Annotated in this window: 21 protein-coding genes; 17 read left to right on the top strand and 4 right to left on the bottom strand. The window is 59.9% G+C overall.

Going from position 1 to position 18,349, the window contains the following annotated elements; genetic code table 11:
- Nucleotide 1: 1 nt before the first annotated feature.
- The 4 genes from livM to azu all read left to right on the top strand — a co-directional run bounded on the left by livM (nt 2) and on the right by azu (nt 3,737).
- Nucleotides 2-1,279 carry a high-affinity branched-chain amino acid ABC transporter permease LivM gene (gene livM, locus ACZ0AI_RS13185; RefSeq protein WP_082045906.1) on the top strand — a complete coding sequence of 426 codons (1,278 nt, stop codon included), beginning with the start codon at nt 2-4 and terminating at the stop codon, nt 1,277-1,279.
- Entirely contained in the window at nt 1,276-2,148 is an 873-nt protein-coding gene (locus ACZ0AI_RS13180; protein ID WP_463562294.1) for an ABC transporter ATP-binding protein, read from the top strand. The genes livM and ACZ0AI_RS13180 overlap by 4 nt, the downstream gene beginning before the upstream one ends.
- Nucleotides 2,145-2,873, top strand: a complete 729-nt coding sequence (locus ACZ0AI_RS13175; RefSeq protein WP_463562293.1) for an ABC transporter ATP-binding protein — start codon at nt 2,145-2,147, stop codon at nt 2,871-2,873. Before ACZ0AI_RS13180 ends, ACZ0AI_RS13175 begins: the two co-directional genes overlap by 4 nt.
- A 414-nt stretch (nt 2,874-3,287) precedes the next feature.
- On the top strand, nt 3,288-3,737 hold the full coding sequence (gene azu, locus ACZ0AI_RS13170; protein WP_463562292.1) for an azurin: 450 nt from the start codon (nt 3,288-3,290) through the stop codon (nt 3,735-3,737).
- A 559-nt stretch (nt 3,738-4,296) separates the two neighbouring features.
- On the opposite strand, the gene ACZ0AI_RS13165 is transcribed toward azu, so the two are convergent.
- Both ACZ0AI_RS13165 and ACZ0AI_RS13160 read right to left on the bottom strand, forming a co-directional pair.
- On the bottom strand, nt 4,297-4,938 hold the full coding sequence (locus tag ACZ0AI_RS13165; RefSeq protein WP_225838376.1) for a TetR family transcriptional regulator: 642 nt from the start codon (nt 4,936-4,938) through the stop codon (nt 4,297-4,299).
- An 85-nt stretch (nt 4,939-5,023) separates the two neighbouring features.
- A complete protein-coding gene (locus ACZ0AI_RS13160; protein ID WP_463562291.1) occupies nt 5,024-5,464 on the bottom strand; it encodes a Z-ring associated ZapG family protein in 441 nt (146 codons plus the stop codon).
- 130 nt (nt 5,465-5,594) lie between these two features.
- Here ACZ0AI_RS13160 and ACZ0AI_RS13155 point away from each other — a divergent pair, with 130 nt between their 5' ends.
- The 3 genes from ACZ0AI_RS13155 to zapE all read left to right on the top strand — a co-directional run bounded on the left by ACZ0AI_RS13155 (nt 5,595) and on the right by zapE (nt 8,826).
- Nucleotides 5,595-6,224, top strand: a complete 630-nt coding sequence (locus tag ACZ0AI_RS13155) for an alpha/beta hydrolase (RefSeq protein WP_463562290.1) — start codon at nt 5,595-5,597, stop codon at nt 6,222-6,224.
- Nucleotides 6,225-6,262: 38 nt separating this feature from the next.
- Nucleotides 6,263-7,612, top strand: a complete 1,350-nt coding sequence (locus tag ACZ0AI_RS13150; RefSeq protein ID WP_463562289.1) for a tryptophan--tRNA ligase — start codon at nt 6,263-6,265, stop codon at nt 7,610-7,612.
- A gap of 119 nt (nt 7,613-7,731) precedes the next feature.
- Nucleotides 7,732-8,826, top strand: coding sequence for a cell division protein ZapE (zapE, locus tag ACZ0AI_RS13145; protein ID WP_463562288.1), 1,095 nt, complete (start codon nt 7,732-7,734; stop codon nt 8,824-8,826).
- Between the two features lie 71 nt (nt 8,827-8,897).
- Here zapE and ACZ0AI_RS13140 read toward each other — a convergent pair whose 3' ends face one another.
- The gene (locus ACZ0AI_RS13140; protein ID WP_463565937.1) at nt 8,898-9,815 is read right to left on the bottom strand and encodes a GlxA family transcriptional regulator; all 918 of its coding nucleotides are present in this window, start codon (nt 9,813-9,815) and stop codon (nt 8,898-8,900) included.
- A gap of 224 nt (nt 9,816-10,039) precedes the next feature.
- On the opposite strand from ACZ0AI_RS13140, the gene nfi reads away from it, so the two are divergent.
- Entirely contained in the window at nt 10,040-10,747 is a 708-nt protein-coding gene (gene nfi / locus ACZ0AI_RS13135; protein WP_463562287.1) for a deoxyribonuclease V, read from the top strand.
- 150 nt (nt 10,748-10,897) lie between these two features.
- On the opposite strand, the gene ACZ0AI_RS13130 is transcribed toward nfi, so the two are convergent.
- A complete protein-coding gene (locus ACZ0AI_RS13130) occupies nt 10,898-11,935 on the bottom strand; it encodes an NADP(H)-dependent aldo-keto reductase (protein WP_463562286.1) in 1,038 nt (345 codons plus the stop codon).
- A gap of 246 nt (nt 11,936-12,181) precedes the next feature.
- Here ACZ0AI_RS13130 and rplM point away from each other — a divergent pair, with 246 nt between their 5' ends.
- The 9 genes from rplM (at nt 12,182) to ACZ0AI_RS13085 (ending at nt 18,330) form a co-directional block, all read left to right on the top strand.
- Nucleotides 12,182-12,610 (top strand): 50S ribosomal protein L13, encoded by a 429-nt coding sequence (rplM, locus tag ACZ0AI_RS13125; protein WP_225838386.1) that lies wholly within the window; start codon nt 12,182-12,184, stop codon nt 12,608-12,610.
- A 14-nt stretch (nt 12,611-12,624) separates the two neighbouring features.
- Nucleotides 12,625-13,017 carry a 30S ribosomal protein S9 gene (gene rpsI / locus ACZ0AI_RS13120; protein ID WP_463562285.1) on the top strand — a complete coding sequence of 131 codons (393 nt, stop codon included), beginning with the start codon at nt 12,625-12,627 and terminating at the stop codon, nt 13,015-13,017.
- A gap of 479 nt (nt 13,018-13,496) precedes the next feature.
- Entirely contained in the window at nt 13,497-14,090 is a 594-nt protein-coding gene (petA, locus tag ACZ0AI_RS13115; RefSeq protein ID WP_225838390.1) for a ubiquinol-cytochrome c reductase iron-sulfur subunit, read from the top strand.
- Nucleotides 14,090-15,316 (top strand): cytochrome b, encoded by a 1,227-nt coding sequence (locus ACZ0AI_RS13110; RefSeq protein ID WP_463565936.1) that lies wholly within the window; start codon nt 14,090-14,092, stop codon nt 15,314-15,316. Before petA ends, ACZ0AI_RS13110 begins: the two co-directional genes overlap by 1 nt.
- The gene (locus ACZ0AI_RS13105) at nt 15,316-16,098 is read left to right on the top strand and encodes a cytochrome c1 (protein ID WP_463562284.1); all 783 of its coding nucleotides are present in this window, start codon (nt 15,316-15,318) and stop codon (nt 16,096-16,098) included. The genes ACZ0AI_RS13110 and ACZ0AI_RS13105 overlap by 1 nt, the downstream gene beginning before the upstream one ends.
- Before the next feature lie 230 nt (nt 16,099-16,328).
- Entirely contained in the window at nt 16,329-16,946 is a 618-nt protein-coding gene (locus tag ACZ0AI_RS13100; RefSeq protein WP_463562283.1) for a glutathione S-transferase N-terminal domain-containing protein, read from the top strand.
- Between the two features lie 50 nt (nt 16,947-16,996).
- A complete protein-coding gene (locus tag ACZ0AI_RS13095; protein WP_463562282.1) occupies nt 16,997-17,410 on the top strand; it encodes a ClpXP protease specificity-enhancing factor in 414 nt (137 codons plus the stop codon).
- A gap of 294 nt (nt 17,411-17,704) precedes the next feature.
- A complete protein-coding gene (locus ACZ0AI_RS13090) occupies nt 17,705-18,070 on the top strand; it encodes a BON domain-containing protein (RefSeq protein ID WP_463562281.1) in 366 nt (121 codons plus the stop codon).
- A gap of 62 nt (nt 18,071-18,132) precedes the next feature.
- On the top strand, nt 18,133-18,330 hold the full coding sequence (locus ACZ0AI_RS13085) for a CsbD family protein (RefSeq protein WP_042556357.1): 198 nt from the start codon (nt 18,133-18,135) through the stop codon (nt 18,328-18,330).
- The last annotated feature ends 19 nt before the right edge of the window (nt 18,331-18,349 follow it).

Below are 18,349 nucleotides of genomic sequence, written 5' to 3'. Positions count from 1 at the left end.
CGTGAGTACGACTTCTTCTATCGATGTGAAAAAGAGCCTGATCGACAGCCTGATGGCTGGCCTGATCGCGCTCATCGTGTTTGGCCCCGTGGTCGGCGTAGTGCTGCAGGGGTATGACTTCAACATGCGGATCGACCGCGTGGCGTGGATGGTCGGCGCGGTGATGGTCGGCCGCCTGCTGCTCAGCCTGTTCCTGCAGACAGGCAAAGGGCGCACGGTGCTGGAGGGCTTCGAGCGCTCCGGCGGTGGTGTCGGCGTGCAGCCACCGGGCTACGTGTCGCGGATGCGCTGGATCATTCCGGCGCTGATCGTGCTGGCGATCATCTTTCCGTTCTTCGCCAACAAGTACTTGCTGACGGTGATCATCCTCGGCCTGATCTACGTGCTGCTCGGCCTGGGCCTGAACATCGTGGTCGGCCTCGCCGGGCTGCTCGATCTGGGCTTCGTCGGCTTCTACGCCATCGGTGCCTACGGCCTGACCATGGGCTATGAGTACCTGGGCCTGGGCTTCTGGAGCATGCTGCCGCTGGCGGCGCTGATGGCGGCCTTCGCCGGTACGATACTGGGCTTTCCGGTGTTGCGAATGCACGGGGATTACCTGGCCATCGTCACCCTGGGTTTTGGCGAGATCATCCGCCTGGTACTGACCAACTGGCTGGAACTCACTGGCGGCCCCAACGGCATGAGCGCGCCGGCTCCGACCTTCTTCGGTCTGGAGTTCGCCCGTCGTGCCAAGGATGGCGGCGTGCCGTACCACGAGTTCTTTGGCGTGGCCTACAACCCCAACATGAAGTTCCTGTTCATCTATGCGGTGCTGGTGCTGGTCGTGCTGCTGGTGCTGTACGTCAAGCATCGCCTCACGCGCATGCCGGTCGGCCGCGCCTGGGAAGCGCTGCGCGAGGATGAAATCGCCTGTCGCTCCATGGGCTTGAATCACGTGCTGGTCAAGCTCTCGGCCTTCACCCTGGGGGCGTCCACCGCCGGTATCGCCGGCGTGTTCTTCGCCACCTATCAGGGCTTCGTCAACCCGACCTCGTTCACCTTCTTCGAGTCGGCGCTGATTCTCGCCATCGTGGTGCTCGGCGGCATGGGGTCGACGGTTGGGGTGGTGATCGCCGCCTTCGTGCTGACCATCACCCCGGAACTGCTGCGCAGCTTCGCCGACTATCGGGTGCTGCTGTTCGGCATTCTCATGGTGGTGATGATGATCTGGCGGCCTCGTGGGCTGATCCGCATCAACCGCATCGGCATCGCCCCGCGTAAAGGAGTCGCGCCATGAGCGACAACATCCTCTCGGTCGACAGCCTGATGATGCATTTCGGTGGCATCAAGGCGCTCAACGACGTCAACTTCTCCATCAAACGCAACTCGATCTCGGCGCTGATCGGCCCCAATGGCGCCGGCAAGACCACGGTATTCAACTGCCTTACCGGCTTCTACTCGGCCACTGGCGGCAAGATCCTGCTCAATGCGCAGAGCAAGCAGACCGATGTGATCCGCATCCTCGGCGAGCCCTTCGCCGCGGACGATTTCATCAAGCCCCGGCAGTTCGGCTCCCGGATCTGGTACAAGATGTTCGGCGGTACCCACCTGGTCAACCGCGCCGGCCTGGCACGCACCTTCCAGAACATTCGCCTGTTCAAGGAAATGACCGTGCTGGAGAACCTGCTGGTGGCCCAGCACATGCTCGCCCAGCGCAGCCTGATCGCCGGTATCCTCAACACCCCCGGTTACCGGCGCACCGAAAGCAAGCTGCTGGATACGGCGTTCTACTGGCTGGAGGTGGTCAACCTGGTCGACCACGCCAACCACCTAGCGGGCGAACTCTCCTACGGCCAGCAGCGCCGCCTGGAAATCGCCCGGGCCATGTGCACGGGCCCCGAGCTGATCTGCCTGGATGAACCGGCCGCCGGCCTCAACCCGTCTGAAACTCACGCGCTGAGCAAGATCATCCGCCTGCTGCGCGACGAACACGGCCTGACCGTGCTGCTGATTGAGCACGACATGGGCATGGTGATGAGCATTTCCGACCACATCATCGTGCTCGACCACGGTCTGGTCATCGCCCAGGGCGGCCCTGACGCCATCAAGAACGACCCGAAAGTGATCGCCGCCTACCTCGGTGCGGACGAGGAGGAGGTGGCATGACCGACATCAACGTGGCTCCGATTCTGGCGTTCAAGGACGTCGACGTGCATTACGGGCAGATCCAGGCGCTGAAGAAGGTCAACCTGCATATCAATCCAGGCGAGACGGTGAGCCTGATCGGCGCCAACGGTGCGGGCAAGTCGACGCTGCTGATGTCGATCTTCGGCCAGCCGCGGGCCAGTGGCGGGCAGATTCTCTATCAAGGAGAAGACATAACCCGTAAGAGCACCCACTTCGTGGCCTCCAACGGCATCGCCCAGTCCCCGGAAGGGCGCCGGGTGTTTCCTGACATGAGCGTCGAAGAGAACCTGCTGATGGGCACCATCCCCATCGGCACCAAGCATGCCGCCGAGGACATGCAGCGGATGTTCGAGCTGTTCCCACGGCTCAAGGAGCGGCGCAATCAGCGGGCGATGACGATGTCCGGTGGCGAGCAGCAGATGTTGGCTATCGCCCGGGCGCTGATGAGCCGACCCAAGCTACTGCTGCTCGACGAGCCGTCGCTGGGGTTGGCACCCATCGTGGTCAAGCAGATCTTCGCCACGCTGCGCGAGCTGGCGCAGACCGGCATGACCATCTTCCTGGTCGAGCAGAACGCCAACCACGCCCTGCGCCTCAGCGACCGCGCCTACGTGATGGTCACCGGCGAAATCCGCATGACCGGCACAGGGCAGGAGCTGCTCGGCAACCAGGAAGTACGTAACGCCTATTTAGGTGGGCACTGAGCATCATCGCAGGCTAGCCAAACCCCTTCGCGCCGAGGGCGACGCTCCTACGGGATACGCAATTCCCTGTAGGAGCCGCGACCCCGCGGCGAATGATGGGGCCGACGCAGTTTTGCAGAATGAATGCAGTCATTTGCCCGTGCTCACGTCATCCAAAAGAAACGCTTAACTGGAACTACCGCTCGCGCCCTGCGCATAAGCGGCAAACCACTGCTGCAGGTTTTCCATCAGTGTCATGACATTTCTCCTCTCGAACATGGCCTCAGGGTAGGCCTGCGCCTGCGTCATGGCCGCTTGTTTGTCTGGATCGCGTCGATAGGTTTTACGGATGACGCTGCGGTCTGTTGCCTCAGGTCATGGGCAAGCGCGCTCCGATAGGGCACGCTGCACCCATCTACTGCCAAGGAGACTCCCATGATTCGCAAGTTTGTCGTCGCCTCCGTGCTGGTTCTCGCCAGTGCCCCGTTGTTGGCTGCCGAGTGTTCGGTGGAAGTGCACTCCACCGACCAGATGACCTTCGATACCAAGGAGATCGAGGTCAGCAAGAGCTGCAAGACCTTCACCATCGAGCTCAAGCACGTCGGCAATCTACCCAAGCATGTGATGGGGCATAACCTGGTGCTGGCGAAAACTGCTGACGTGCAGGGCGTCAGCACCGATGGTATTGCAGCCGGTGTCGACAAGGGTTACCTGAAGGAAGGCGACGAGCGTGTGATCGCGCATACCAAGCTGATCGGCGGTGGCGAGTCCGATTCGGTGACCTTCGACGTCAGCAAGCTGGACGCAGCGCAAAGCTATCAGTTCTTCTGCTCGTTCCCAGGCCACGCGGCGCTGATGAAAGGCGCGCTGACCTTGGTCGACTAAGCATCCCGAGTACAGCAAAGGCCGCTGCTTCGTCAGCGGCTTTTTTGCATCTGTGTAAAAAGCCTGGCTGCCGCAGAGTTACACACAAAGCCTGTTGATAAGCCTGTTTCGAAGGTGTGAGCAACACGACGTAGCGCCGCTCGCGCCTGGGCTGTAGCCTTTAGCGCTTTTTTTGATCAGGCAATTTTTTGATTAAAAACAGCGACTTATATTCATCGCCTGGATGCGAGTCAGATTGTCCACGACTCCTGTGGGCAGGGCTGTGGATAAGATGAGCATGCCTGTCTGCAGGGCACGAGCGACGTGGCTTGTAGCGCGATGATCATTATCTGATCAGTTGCATGGCGGCTGGAAAAAGCCTAGCGAAAGGCTTTCGAAGTCAAGAAATACTTCAATGATTTCAGCTGCTTGAGTAAAACCATCTAGCGATGAGCGGAGGGTTATCCACGACAGCTGTGGAGCAAGCTGTGGATAAAGTGGGAGTAGCCTGGTGCAGGCCAATGGATCTGGGGCCTGCCGCGGGCTGATGTTTTTTCAGCCAATCGCGGCAGGCGCCGGTTCAGTCTTCTGCAGAGTCGCTCAGGCCCAGCCCACGCCAGCGTTTGGCACCGATCAGGATGAAGCGCAATTGCTCGATCATCTTGGTCTCAGGGCGCTTGTGCAGGGGCAGAGAAGAAGACTGCGCGTCGATCAGTTCCGGCAGGGTGGCGAACACGGTTTTCACCACCAGATCCGCCAGCATGCTGCGCGCCGGCTCATCGAGGTGCTGCAGCTTGGGCATCAGGCTGAGGTCGCTGGCCAGGTCGGCGGCGATATCTTCACGGAAGGTGGCCAGTGCCAGGCGCACGGGCAGCGAGCCGCCAAACTGCTCGCGGGCGAGAAACAGGAACTGGCCACGGTTCTGCTCCACGGCGCTGAGAAAGATCTGCACCGAGGCGTCGATGATGCCGCCCAGCTCGAATTCGTTGCGCCGTACCTGGCGCAGGGTGATGCGGAAGGTTTCGCCCACTTCGGCCACCAGGGCGAGGCCCAGGGCGTCCATGTCCTTGAAGTGCCGGTAGAAGCCGGTCGGCACGATACCGGCGACGCGTGTCACTTCGCGCAGGCTGAGGCTGCTGAAGGCGCGGCCGCTGTCCAGCAACTGACGGGCTGCATCCATCAGCGCCTGGCGGGTAGGGTGGTGTGAACTGTTTGCTGCCATCGAATCGCTTCCCTGTTCAGCTCGATCCGGAATCGTAAAGCAAAACCCCGCCATGCGGCGGGGTTCGGAGTGCTCACGCCGCCACTTAGTGGCGGTTCTTCAGGCCGTAACCTTCGTCGAGCATGCCGGGAACGTCGGCAGTTTTAGGTGCGTAGTCTTTGGGCATTTCCATGTCGCGCGGCGGCGTCAGGCGTTCGCGCTTCTCGGTGCTTGGCTCGGCATGCAGGGTGGCGAGCAGGCGTTGACGGGTCACTTCGTCGAGGGCCAGGCGATCGGCACCGTGGGACAGGTGCTCCTGTACATCGTGGTAACTCTGGGTCAGTTTTTTTACCAGATTAGCGGTGGTCGTGAAGTGGGTGACTACTTCACTTTGGTAGGCCTCGAAACGTTCCTGCATTTCGTCCAGTTGGCGCTGGGTGCGGCTGGGCGCAGCGTGAGGTGCCACGCGAGCGATCAGGAAACCGATGGCAATGCCAGCGACCAGGGTAAGTGCCGGTAGCAACCAGGCGGTGAGCGTCTGTTCCACGAGTCCTTCCTCTCTAAACGGCTTTGCTTTACGTTAACGGCTGGAACCTGCGCTGTACACCGCTAAGTGCTGGTGTGCGCAGGATAAATGCTAGACGAGTCGACCCTGTTCGAGGTCACGGAGTTCACTGTTGCTCATCCGCGAAACCCCCGTAATGATCGATGGCCCGAGTGGCCAGCTGGAAGCCCTTTGCCTGGAGGTGGCCGAAGCGCGCGGTGTCGCGCTGATCTGCCACCCGAATCCCGTGCAGGGCGGCACCATGCTCAACAAAGTGGTGTCGACGTTGCAGCGTACCGCTCGTGATGCGGGCTTTCATACTCTGCGTTTCAACTACCGCGGTGTCGGTGCCAGTGCTGGCAGCCATGACATGGGTACGGGTGAGGTCGATGATGCTGAAGCTGTCGCTCACTGGTTGCGCGCGCGTTATCCCGAATTGCCGCTGACCTTGCTCGGGTTTTCCTTTGGAGGGTTCGTCGCCGCCAGCCTCGGCGCGCGCCTGGAACAGCAGGGCATCGAGCCCGCGCAACTGTTCATGATCGCTCCGGCGGTGATGCGCCTGGGCGCCGACAATCCGCCTGCCGAGCGCTGCCCGCTGGTGGTGATCCAGCCGGATGCCGACGAAGTGGTCGAGCCGCAGCTGGTCTACGACTGGTCAGCCAACCTCGGGCGTGCCCACGAGCTGTTGAAAGTGGCAGAATGCGGACACTTCTTCCACGGCAAGCTGACTGATCTCAAAGATTTACTGCTGCCGCGTCTGTGAGGCGCAGCCGTCTTCCCCTTTTGATTTAAGCGATCTTCATGACCACTCGTATCCTTACCGGTATCACCACCACCGGCACGCCGCACCTGGGTAACTACGCTGGCGCCATTCGCCCGGCCATCGTTGCCAGCCGCAGTGCCGATATGGACTCCTTCTATTTCCTCGCCGACTATCACGCGCTGATCAAGTGCGATGACCCGGCGCGCATTCAGCGTTCGCGTCTGGAAATTGCGGCCACCTGGCTGGCGCTGGGGTTGGATACCGACAAGGCGACGTTCTATCGGCAGTCCGATATCCCGGAAATCCCCGAGCTGTGCTGGCTGCTGACTTGCGTCGCGGGCAAGGGCTTGCTCAATCGTGCCCACGCTTACAAGGCCTCGGTCGACAAGAACGTCGAGAGCGGTGAAGACCCGGATGCGGGCGTGACCATGGGCCTGTTCAGCTACCCGATCCTGATGGCCGCGGACATCCTGATGTTCAATGCGCAGAAGGTGCCGGTCGGTCGTGACCAGATCCAGCACGTGGAAATGGCCCGCGATATTGGCCAGCGTTTCAACCACCTGTTTGGCCAGGGCAAGGATCTGTTCAAGCTGCCCGAGGCGGTGATCGAGGAAGACGTGGCGACTTTGCCGGGCCTCGACGGCCGCAAGATGTCGAAGAGCTACGACAACACCATTCCTCTGTTCTCCAGCCCCAAGCAGTTGAAGGACGCCGTGGCGCGCATCGTCACCGACTCCAAGCTGCCCGGCGAGGCGAAAGATCCGGACAACTCTCACCTGTTCACCCTCTACCAAGCTTTTGCCGCACCGACCCAGCAGGCCGACTTCCGTGCCGCGCTGATCGGCGGGCTGGCCTGGGGCGAAGCCAAGCATGCGCTTTATGAGCTGCTGGATGCCGAGCTGGGTGAAGCGCGCGAGCGTTACCACACGCTGATCGCCCGCCCGGCTGACCTCGAGGACATTCTGCTGGCTGGCGCCGCCAAGGCTCGGCGTACCGCGACGCCGTTCCTCGGTGAGCTGCGCGAAGCGGTTGGCCTGCGCTCGTTCCGTAGCCAGGCAGCAGGTAGCGAGAGCGTGAAGAAGAAGGCTGCCAAGCGCGCCCGTTTCGTCAGCTTCCGCGACGAAGACGGCAGCTTCCGTTTCCGTCTGCTGGATGCCGACGGCGAGCAGCTGCTGCTGTCGCCATCCTTCGCCGATGGCAAGGCGGCAGGCCAGGTGAGCAAACGCCTGCAGGCCGGCGAACCGCTGGATATTCGCGTGCAGGGCAACACCTTTGGCGTGTGGCTGGATGAGCAACGGGTCGGCGAAAGCCCCGCATTCGCCGATGCGGCAGCCGCCGAAGCTGCTGTCGCGCGCTTGCGCGAAGCGCTGGCGCCGGAAGAAGCCTGACACCTATAAGCAGTCGGGCGGTCTGAGACCATAGCCCCGCTGCTGATAGGGCCAATTTGCCAATCCTCGGGGGCGTCGTTAAAGTGTCGCCCCCGCTTCATTTGCCCGGTTTACGCACTATGACTCCGCTCGAACGCTACCAGGCCGACCTCAAACGTCCGGACTTCTTTCACGATGCCGCTCAGGAAAAGGCCGTGCGCCACCTGCAGCGTCTGTACGACGAGCTGATCGCTGATGATCGCAGCAAGCCCGGCGTGCTCGGCAAGTTGTTCGGCAAGAAGACCGTCACCCCGGTCAAGGGCCTGTACTTCTGGGGCGGCGTCGGCCGCGGCAAGACCTATCTGGTCGACACCTTCTTCGACGCACTGCCGTTCAAGGAAAAGGAACGTACTCACTTCCACCGCTTCATGAAGCGCGTGCACGAAGAGATGCGCACTCTCAAGGACGTCAAGAACCCGCTGACCGTGATCGGCAAGCGCTTCTCCGAGCAGTTCCGGGTGATCTGCTTCGACGAGTTCTTCGTTTCCGACATCACCGACGCGATGATCCTGGCGACCCTTCTTGAGGAAATGTTCAAGAACGGCGTGACCCTGGTATCGACCTCCAACATCGTTCCGGACGGTCTCTACAAGGACGGCCTGCAGCGTGCTCGCTTCCTGCCGGCCATCGAGCTGCTCAAGGTGCACACCGAGATCGTCAACGTCGACAGCGGTATCGACTACCGTCTGCGCGCGCTGGAGCAGGCCGAGTTGTTCCACTTCCCGTTGAACGAGGCGGCTGAGCAAGGGCTGGAAAAAAGCTTCAAGAGCCTGCTGCACGAAAACGCCAGCGTGCAGGAAAATGAAGCGCTGATGATCGAGAATCGCGCCATTACCGCTCGGCGTGTGGGTGGCGACGTGGGCTGGTTCGACTTCCGCGAGCTGTGCGACGGCCCGCGTAGCCAGAACGATTACATCGAGCTGGGCAAGATCTTCCATTCGGTGATCCTTTCCAACGTCGAGCAGATGAGCGTAGCCAAGGAAGACATGGCGCGCCGCTTCATCAACCTGGTGGACGAGTTCTACGACCGCAACGTCAAACTGATCATCTCCGCCGAAGTGGAGCTCAAGGATCTTTACACCGGTGGTCGGCTGAGCTTCGAGTTCCAGCGTACCCTCAGCCGTCTGCTGGAAATGCAGTCCCACGAGTTCCTGTCACGCCCGCACAAGCCCTGATCGGCTGACTGCAATGCCAAAGGCCGCAAGCCCGCTTCTGGACTAGAAGCACGGCTCGCGGCCTTTTCGTTTCAGGTGCTGCTGGCCTGCTGTGCCTGTTGCTGGAACTGCTGGCGATAATGGTTCGGCGACAGGCCCGTGTGCTGTCGGAACAGTCGGGCGAAGAAGCTGGCGTCGTCGTAACCGATTTCGTAGCTGATGGTCTTGATGCTTTTCGGTGACGAGGACAACAGCCCCTTGGCCGTTTCGATGCGCAGCCGTTGTAGGTAATACAGCGGTTTGTCACCCGTGGCGGCGTGGAAGCGGCGCATGAAATTGCGGATGCTCATGCCGTGATCGCGGGCCATGTCTTCGAAACGAAAGCGCTCGGCGAAGTGATCTTCGAGCCATTGCTGGATCTGCAGGATCTTTGGATCCTGATGCTGCTTCTGGCCGCCGAAGCCGATGCGCCCTGGCGTGTAGTTGCGGCGCACCTCGTAAAGGATGTCGCGGGCTACGCTCTGTGCCACGCTGGTGCCGCAGAAGCGTTCGATCAGGTAGATATACAGGTCGCAGGCCGAGGTCGGGCCAGCCACGCAATAGAGATTGTCGGCGTCGGTCAGGTGTTTGTCCTGGTTAAGTACCACGGCCGGAAAACGCGTGGTGAACTCACTGAAGAAGCGCCAGCAGGTGGTCGCTTCCTTGCCGTCGAGCAGGCCGCTGGCCGCCATCCAGAATACCCCGTTAGCTTCCCCGCACAGGCTGGCGCCCGCGGCATGACGTTCGCGCAGCCAGTCGAACACCTGCGGGTAACGCTCGCACAGCGCGTCGTAATCGTCCCAGAATGCCGGCAGAATAATCAGCTCTGCCTTGTCGTCCAGTGGGCCATCGACGGGTAGCTGCACATCGCTGAAGCTGCGCACTGGCAAGCCGTCCGGACTGACCAGGCGAACCTCGAAGGTCGGTACCAACCCCAGTCCCTGCTGTTTGCCGTGGCGCAGGCCGGCCATATGAAAGAAATCTCTGGCTTGCATGAGGGTCGAAGCAAATACGCCGGGCGTGGCGAGAATGCTCACGCGAGTGAGCGTGGAGGGCAGGCTGGGCATGGCTGTTTTTCTTGTTCTAGTGATTGGGTCAGCTGATGGTAAAGCCGTCAGGCTGTGGCTGAATCGTCTTCTTTTATTCCGGCTGCGTCCAGTCTGGTTTTGTAATCTTCGTCCAGGGAGCCGTCGACATGATTGCCTTTTCCGAACTTGCCGCTTCGCCATTCGCCGACTGGGATGGCACGCCGGCTGCTGCGAGAACCCTGCAGAAACAACTGGCCGAGCAGGTTCGTCTGGAGGATGACTACCCGCCGCTGCGGCTGCTGGCGGGTGTCGATGTCGGCTTCGAGGACGGCGGTGAGATCACTCGCGCTGCGGCGATATTGCTGGATGCCGACACCTTGCAGCCGCTTGCCGAGTGCGTGGCGCGCATTCCCACCAGCATGCCTTACGTGCCGGGCCTGCTGTCCTTTCGCGAACTGCCGGCGTTGATCACGGCGCTGGCGGGCTTGCCGCAGGAGCCGGATCTGATCGTGGTCGACGGTCATGGCATCGCCCACCCGCGGGGGCTGGGGATCGCAGCGCATCTTGGGGTGGTCAGCGGCCGGCCGACCATCGGCGTGGCGAAGAATATTCTTACCGGCCATCACGCAGAATTGGGGGAAGAGCGGGGCGACAAGGTCGAATTGCTCGACCGTCAGGGGCGACAGATCGCTTGGATGCTGCGCAGCAAACGCAAGGTGCGGCCACTGATCGTCTCGCCGGGCCACCGGGTCAGCATGGATCGAGCCGTGGAGCTGGTGATGAGCTGGGATAAAGGTTATCGGCTGCCTGAACCAACCCGCCTAGCCGACCGCTTGGCATCGCGCCGCGATACCAAGGGGCCGAAACTTCTTTAGCCAGGGTTACCTGTGTTGCGGATTTGGTGGGCTGAAGCCCACCCTACTCAATGGATACTCAATTGGCGCTTGCGAGGTACGAGTCAGTCGTAGGGTGGGCTTCAGCCCACCACTGGCAACTGCCACCGCTCGTCCGGAAAACAACCGCCGTCAGGGCGCCGGATTCGGCTGGGTCTTGTGGATCACCTCGATACCTTCCAGCACGGCATCGCTGAGTTTCAGCTCGCTGCTCGCCAGGTTTGACTCCAGTTGCTGCAACGAGGTGGCACCGATGATGTTGCTGGTCACGAACGGGCGGCTGGTGACGAACGCAAGGGCCATCTGTGCTGGATCCAGGCCATGTTCGCGGGCCAGGGCCACATAGCGCGAGCAGGCTGCTACGGTTTCTGGGCTGTTGTAGCGGGCGAAGCGGCTGAACAGGGTCAGGCGGGCGTTTTCCGGACGAGCGCCGTTTTCGTATTTGCCGGACAGCATGCCGAACGCCAGGGGCGAGTAGGCCAGCAGGCCGCACTGTTCACGAATCGCCACTTCCGCCAGGCCCACTTCGAAGCTGCGGTTGAGCAGGTTGTAGGGGTTCTGGATGGAGACCACGCGGGACATGCCGCGGCGTTCTGCGGCTTGCAGGAATTTCATGGTGCCCCATGGCGTTTCGTTGGACAGGCCGATGTGGCGGATCTTGCCGGCTTTGACCTGCTCATCCAGGGCATCGAGAATTTCCTCGATGGGCGTGAAGTCGCTGTCCTGATGGTTGTAGCCGAGCTGACCGAAGAAATTGGTCGGACGCTCTGGCCAGTGCAACTGATAAAGGTCGATCCAGTCGGTCTGCAGGCGCTTGAGGCTGGCGTCCAAGGCAGCAACGATGTGCTGGCGGTTGTGTTTGAGCTGGCCGTCGCGGATATGGGTGATGCCGTTGCCGGGGCCGGCGATCTTGCTGGCCAGGATCCAGTCGGCGCGGTCGCCACGCTGCTTGAAGTATTCGCCGATGATCTGTTCGGTCTTGCTATAGGTTTCGGCACGCGGCGGGACCGGGTACATCTCCGCAGTGTCGATGAAATTGATGCCGTAGGCCTTGGCGCGATCAATCTGCGCAAACGCCTCAGGGGCGTCGTTCTGTTCGCCCCAGGTCATGGTGCCCAGGCACAGGGCGCTGACATTGAGATCGGTTCGGCCGAGCTGGCGGTATTCCATTGGAGAGCCCTCTGATAAAAAGCGCATACAAGCAGGTTGAAATTTTTTTCGCAATCGTCATAATTCCGCACCTCTTTCTGCGGTGGAAGTGATGCGCCGCCTGCCGAAGAATCTTGCCGTACGCGGTCGCGCTGACCCGAGCCCCCGATAGCGCCCGAATTCGGCTGCCTTTGACTTGTCAAAGTAAGCACTATTCAGTAAGATCCGCCGTCTAATTTTGCAGGGCGGCCCCTGAGGCTATAAAGAATGAAAACTTTTACCGCTAAACCAGAAACAGTAAAGCGCGACTGGTTTGTGATCGACGCTGCTGGCCAGACCCTGGGTCGTCTGGCTACTGAAATCGCTAGCCGCCTGCGTGGCAAGCACAAGCCTGAGTACACCCCTCACGTTGACACCGGCGACTACATCGTCGTTATCAACGCCGAGCAGGTTCGTGTGACCGGTGCTAAAACCACCGACAAAATGTACTACTCTCACTCCGGTTTCCCGGGTGGCATCAAGTCGATCAGCTTCGACAAGCTGATCGCCAAGGCGCCTGAGCGCGTGATCGAGACCGCGGTTAAAGGCATGCTGCCGAAGAACCCGCTGGGTCGCGACATGTACCGTAAGCTGAAAGTCTATGCGGGCGCTGCTCACCCTCATACTGCTCAGCAGCCCCAAGAACTGAAGTTTTAACGGAATAGTTCATTATGTCGGCGACTCAAAATTACGGCACTGGCCGTCGCAAAACTGCAACCGCACGCGTTTTCCTGCGTCCGGGCACTGGCAAAATCTCCATCAACAACCGCACCCTGGACACCTTCTTCGGTCGTGAAACTGCCCGCATGGTAGTTCGCCAGCCGCTGGAGCTGACCGAGATGGTCGAGAAATTCGACATCTACGTCACCGTTGTCGGTGGTGGTGTGAGCGGTCAAGCCGGTGCGATCCGTCACGGTATCACCCGCGCTCTGATGGACTACGACGAGACTCTGCGTCCGGCTCTGCGTAAAGCAGGCTTCGTGACTCGCGATGCTCGTGAAGTAGAACGTAAGAAAGTTGGTCTGCGTAAAGCGCGTAAGCGTCCTCAGTACTCCAAGCGTTAATTCGCTTCGGTACTCAAAAACGCCCAGTTTCCTCACGGAGCTGGGCGTTTTTTATTTCTACTTTCGGCCAGGCTTTCTTGCCTGCTCCGCTCGAGCGCTGCGTTTTCGGCCTACCTATCGCTTCGTTGATGCGCGTCATGAGTCAGCGTGCCTGCCTGTGCGAATCTCGCGCCGGGTTGCAGTCAGGCTTATCGATGTACGCGACCATCTGGACTTTTACATCAATTCCCTTGAGTGACGTAGCAGGTAATAACCTGCTTCAGCGGCTGAGACCTGGGAATGGATTAAAGTCTGCGATGACCCCTGAATGGATACGGCCGCGTGACGCTCTGTTCTGCACTGTTTTCAGCTTCTTGAAAGCGGGCATAAGCATTTTCTGGATGGCTTCTTCATTACCGTCTGGCCGCTTTTCTGCGCACCCAACACTTACTTATTAAAGGCCTGAAAAACAGGCTGGAAAGCCGATGGGAGACGACTGAATGAGCAATGACGGCGTGAATGCGGGCCGGCGTCGCTTTCTGGTGGCAGCCACTTCAGTGGTTGGGGCTGCTGGAGCGGTGGGGGCTGCAGTTCCGTTTGTGGGGTCGTGGTATCCGAGCGCCAAGGCCAAAGCCGCAGGTGCTCCGGTCAAGGTGAATGTTGGCAAGATCGAACCTGGCCAGCAGATGGTCGCCGAGTGGCGCGGGCAGCCGGTATTCATCATGCGGCGCACCGAGGAGATATTGAGCAACCTCGGCAAGATCGAGGGGCAACTGGCTGACGCGGACTCGAAAAGCTCGGTGCAGCCCACCTACGTCGATCCGAAGACCCGCTCGATAAAACCGGAAATCCTCCTGCTGGTCGGGCTGTGCACGCACCTGGGCTGCGCACCGTCATTCCGTCCTGAGGTAGCGCCTGCCGATCTCGGCGAAAATTGGGTCGGTGGCTATTTCTGTCCGTGCCACGGTTCCCGTTACGACCTCGCCGGACGTGTCTACAAGTCGCAGCCGGCGCCGCTGAACCTGCCGGTGCCGCCGCATACCTACGAGTCGGCTGACGTGATCATCATCGGCGTGGATCAGGAGCAAGCATGATGAGCAAATTCATGGAGTGGGTGGACGCACGCTTTCCCGCCACCAAGATGTGGAACGACCACCTCGCTAAGTACTACGCACCGAAGAACTTCAATTTCCTGTACTTCTTCGGCTCCCTGGCCCTGCTGGTGCTGGTCAACCAGCTGCTCACCGGCGTGTGGCTGACCATGAGCTACACGCCCACCGCCGAAGGTGCCTTCGCCTCGGTTGAAGGCTTGATGCGTGATGTGCGCACCGGTGATACGCCGCACGGCGCGATCCTGCGCTACATGCACTCGACCGGCGCGTCGGCGTTCTTTATCGTCGTTTATCTGCACATGTTCCGCGGTCTGCTCTACGGCTCTTACCAGAAACCCCGCGAGCTGGTGTGGATCTTCGGCATGCTGATCTACCTGATGCTGATGGCCGAAGCCTTCATGGGCTACCTGCTGCCGTGGGGGCAGATGTCCTACTGGGGCGCCCAGGTGATCATCTCGCTGTTCGGCGCCATTCCGTTCATCGGCGATGCGCTGACCGAGTGGATTCGTGGCGACTATCTGATCTCCGGTATCACCCTGAACCGTTTCTTCGCCCTGCATGTGGTGGCCCTGCCGATCGTCATTCTCGGGCTGGTAGTGCTGCACATTCTGGCGCTGCACGAAGTCGGCTCGAACAATCCGGATGGCATCGACATCAAGAAGTACACGGACGAGAACGGCATTCCACTCGACGGCATCCCCTTCCACCCGTACTACACGGTGAAGGATATCGTCGGCGTGGTGGTGTTCCTCTTCGTGTTCTGCTTCGTGGTGTTCTTCTTCCCGGAAATGGGCGGCTACTTCCTCGAGAAGCCTAACTTCGAGCAGGCCAACCCGTTCAAGACGCCCGAGCACATCGCCCCGGTCTGGTACTTCACACCCTTCTACGCAATCTTGCGGGCGATCCCCGACAAGCTCATGGGCGTGATCGCCATGGGCGCCGCCATCGCCGTGCTGTTCGTGCTGCCCTGGCTGGATCGCAGCCCGGTTCGGTCGATGCGTTACAAGGGCTGGCTCAGCAAGCTGTGGTTGCTGGTGTTCTGCGTGTCCTTCGTCATCCTCGGTGTGCTGGGCGTTTTGCCGCCGAGCCCGGGCGGTACGTTGCTGTCGCAGGTGTGCACCTTCCTGTACTTCGCGTACTTCATCCTGATGCCGTTCTACACCAGGATGGAAAAGACCAAACCGGTTCCTGAAAGGGTGACAGGCTGATGAGAAAGCTATTTGCTGCATGTGTGGTCGCATTGCTGCCGGCTCTGTCTCTGGCGGCCGGTGGTCATGGCGTGACGCTGGACAAGGCTGATATCGACCTGACCGACAAGGCGGCGCTGCAGGATGGCGCGCGTACGTTCGCCAACTATTGCATGGGTTGCCACAGTGCCAAGTTCCAGCGCTACGAGCGCGTCGCTGCGGACATTGGCGTTTCCGCAGAGCAGATGATGGAAAACCTGGTGTTCACCGATGCCAAGATTGGCGATCACATGAACATCGGCATGAAACCCGAAGACGCCAAGCGCTGGTTCGGTGCCGCACCGCCCGACCTGACGCTGGTTGCTCGGGTGCGCGGCAACGACTGGCTGTACACCTACCTGCGTACCTTCTACGACGATCCGGCGCGGCCGCTGGGTGTCAACAACCTGGTGTTCCCCAACGTTGGCATGCCCAACGTGCTGGGTGGCCTGCAAGGTCGCCAGTACATGGGCTGCAAGCAGGTGCAGGTGGTGGACAACGGCAAGAAGCAGTACGACCCGTTGACCGGTACGCCGCTCACCATTGAGGCCTGCGATCAACTGGTGCTCGAGCCGAACAGCGGCCAGCTCAGCTCGCAGGCGTTCGATGACAAGGTACGCAATCTGGTGACCTTTCTCGCCTACTCGGCAGACCCCAACAAACTGCATCTGCAGCGCATCGGCACCTATGTGTTGTTGTACCTGGCAGTCTTCTTCGTCTTTGCCTATCTGCTCAAGCGCGAGTACTGGAAAGACGTGCACTGACCGCATCCGGTATCATGGCCGACCTGCGCGATTCCTCTGGGGTTGCGCAGGTTTTTTGTGGCCTGCCATTTACGCTGGCCACTTTTGAGGCCGTCGCGAGTAACGTCAAAAACGCTCCTGGCGATTTGTTATGACCTACCATCCCTGGCGGTCGCCCTTACGGGCCGTCGCGAGTGACTTCGAACGTCTCTCCCGGCGATTTTTTGTGCTCTAAAAACTGGAGGATCGCCTTGGCTGCGACCAATAGGTTGGCTTGTTATTCCGACTCTGCCGACCACTATTCCCACCGCGTACGTATCGTGCTCGCCGAAAAGAGCGTCGCCGCGGAGATCATCAGTGTCGAGCGGGGGCGTTCCCCGACCAAGTTGCTGGAGGCCAATCCCTACGCGAGCCTGCCGACTCTGGTCGACCGTGACCTGGCGCTGTACGAGCCGACGGTGATCATGGAGTACCTGGATGAGCGTTACCCTCATCCTCCATTGATGCCGGTATATCCGGTGGCCCGCGGCAACACGCGACTGTTGATGCACCGCATTCAGCGTGACTGGTGCTCGCTGGTCGACCTTATCCTCGACCCACGCAGCAAGGAAGCCGCCCGCGTGCAGGCGCGCAAGGAGTTGCGCGAGAGCCTGACTGGCGTCTCACCGCTGTTTGCCGAGAAGTCATTTTTTCTCAGTGATGAGTTGAGCTTGGTAGACTGCTGCTTGCTACCGATTCTCTGGCGCCTGCCGGTGTTGGGGATCGAATTGCCAAAGCCGGCCAAGCCGCTGCTCGACTACATGGATCGGCAGTTTGCCCGCGAGAGTTTTCGCCAGAGCCTGTCCGACGTCGAACGTGACATGCGTTAACCCATTTTCTGTGCGCGCCGCAGGCGGCGTGTCCAAGCCCAGGAGGTTTGATGAACTCCAGTCGTCCCTATCTGATTCGTGCACTCTACGAGTGGATCGTCGACAACGATTGCACGCCTCATCTGCTGGTTAACGCCGAGTATCCGGGCGTCAAGGTACCTACGGGTTTCGTCAGCGACGGGCAGATCGTGCTCAACGTATCGCCTAGCGCTATACGCGAATTGGCCATCAAAAACGAAGCAGTGAGTTTCGAGGGCCGCTTTGGTGGCGTTGCGCATAGCCTGTTCGTGCCATCGTCTGCGGTGCTGGCCATTTATGCGCGGGAGAATGGCCAAGGCATGGTCTTTGACCTGGAGCCGCCGGTTACGCAACCCGAGGTCGAAGATGTGGAGGACGAGCAGGGGCCACCTGACGATGCGCCGCCACGGCCCAGCGGACGACCGAGCCTCAAGGTCGTCAAGTAAGAGAAGCGCTCGTGCTTGAGTCGAAAAGCCGGTCAATTGACCGGCTTTTTTATGGCTGCTATCCATGCTGTATCAAGCGCAGTAAGCGTGCTTTGAAATTTCGTGCAATCTGCCTGAGCTGTTTGGTTCGAACATGCAGTTTGCACGGGAAATGAGTCTGTGGTTATTTTATAAGTATTTGTTTTTTAAGGTTTATTTTTGTTTATGGGAAGTGGCACAGCACTTGCGATAACTAAGGGGAAGCCACAGCCGGTAGTTGGATGTGGCCAACTCGAATAATCAGGAGTGTTACCCATGAAACAGCCAATCAATAAGTTCGCTTTTGCCGCTATCACTGCGACCGCCCTGAGCTTGTCCGTGGCGGGTACCGCTTTCGCCGATACCTACAGCAGCACCCAGCCAACCATGCTGGCCGCCAATACCATGGACAAAGCTGAAGAAGCTGTGTCCGATACTTGGATCACCAGCAAAGTGAAGTCCACCTTCCTGGCAGATGACGGCCTTAGCGCTCTGGACATCAAGGTTGAAACCAACAAAGGTGTGGTTTCCCTGTCTGGTGTAGTCAAGACCGATGCTGAGCGTGACCTGGCTGTAGCCAAGGCTAAAGAAATCAAAGGCGTACAAGCGGTTTCCGCTGATGGCCTGAAATCTGCCGATTGATCATGTTTTCGAGCAGGCTCGTATGAGTCTGCTTTCTTCCCTGGATACAGGAGAGCTGAATCATGAATTCCGACATTATCAAAGGTAAGTGGAAGCAGCTCAGCGGCGATATCAAAACCCGCTGGGGCAAGCTGACCAACGACGACGTGGATGTCGCCGAAGGCCATAGCGAATACCTGGCTGGCAAGCTGCAGGAACGCTACGGCTGGACCAAGGAAAAGGCAGAAGACGAGTTGCGCGATTTCCGCAGCAAGTACTGACTTGCCGCTGGCGCTCGAT

This window comes from Pseudomonas sp. AC355 (genome assembly GCF_979258205.1).
This window is presented reverse-complemented; position numbering and strand designations above follow the sequence as displayed.

Coding starts and splice junctions, on each gene's coding strand:
- ACZ0AI_RS13110 (WP_463565936.1), top strand. CDS start 14,090: ATGAGCAAATTCATGGAGTGGGTGGACGCACGCTTTCCCGCCACCAAG.
- ACZ0AI_RS13180 (WP_463562294.1), top strand. CDS start 1,276: ATGAGCGACAACATCCTCTCGGTCGACAGCCTGATGATGCATTTCGGT.
- azu (WP_463562292.1), top strand. CDS start 3,288: ATGATTCGCAAGTTTGTCGTCGCCTCCGTGCTGGTTCTCGCCAGTGCC.
- ACZ0AI_RS13140 (WP_463565937.1), bottom strand. CDS start 9,815: ATGGCCGGCCTGCGCCACGGCAAACAGCAGGGACTGGGGTTGGTACCG.
- ACZ0AI_RS13150 (WP_463562289.1), top strand. CDS start 6,263: ATGACCACTCGTATCCTTACCGGTATCACCACCACCGGCACGCCGCAC.
- nfi (WP_463562287.1), top strand. CDS start 10,040: ATGATTGCCTTTTCCGAACTTGCCGCTTCGCCATTCGCCGACTGGGAT.
- zapE (WP_463562288.1), top strand. CDS start 7,732: ATGACTCCGCTCGAACGCTACCAGGCCGACCTCAAACGTCCGGACTTC.
- ACZ0AI_RS13095 (WP_463562282.1), top strand. CDS start 16,997: ATGAACTCCAGTCGTCCCTATCTGATTCGTGCACTCTACGAGTGGATC.
- rplM (WP_225838386.1), top strand. CDS start 12,182: ATGAAAACTTTTACCGCTAAACCAGAAACAGTAAAGCGCGACTGGTTT.
- rpsI (WP_463562285.1), top strand. CDS start 12,625: ATGTCGGCGACTCAAAATTACGGCACTGGCCGTCGCAAAACTGCAACC.
- petA (WP_225838390.1), top strand. CDS start 13,497: ATGAGCAATGACGGCGTGAATGCGGGCCGGCGTCGCTTTCTGGTGGCA.
- ACZ0AI_RS13175 (WP_463562293.1), top strand. CDS start 2,145: ATGACCGACATCAACGTGGCTCCGATTCTGGCGTTCAAGGACGTCGAC.
- ACZ0AI_RS13090 (WP_463562281.1), top strand. CDS start 17,705: ATGAAACAGCCAATCAATAAGTTCGCTTTTGCCGCTATCACTGCGACC.
- ACZ0AI_RS13105 (WP_463562284.1), top strand. CDS start 15,316: ATGAGAAAGCTATTTGCTGCATGTGTGGTCGCATTGCTGCCGGCTCTG.
- ACZ0AI_RS13085 (WP_042556357.1), top strand. CDS start 18,133: ATGAATTCCGACATTATCAAAGGTAAGTGGAAGCAGCTCAGCGGCGAT.
- ACZ0AI_RS13165 (WP_225838376.1), bottom strand. CDS start 4,938: ATGGCAGCAAACAGTTCACACCACCCTACCCGCCAGGCGCTGATGGAT.
- ACZ0AI_RS13130 (WP_463562286.1), bottom strand. CDS start 11,935: ATGGAATACCGCCAGCTCGGCCGAACCGATCTCAATGTCAGCGCCCTG.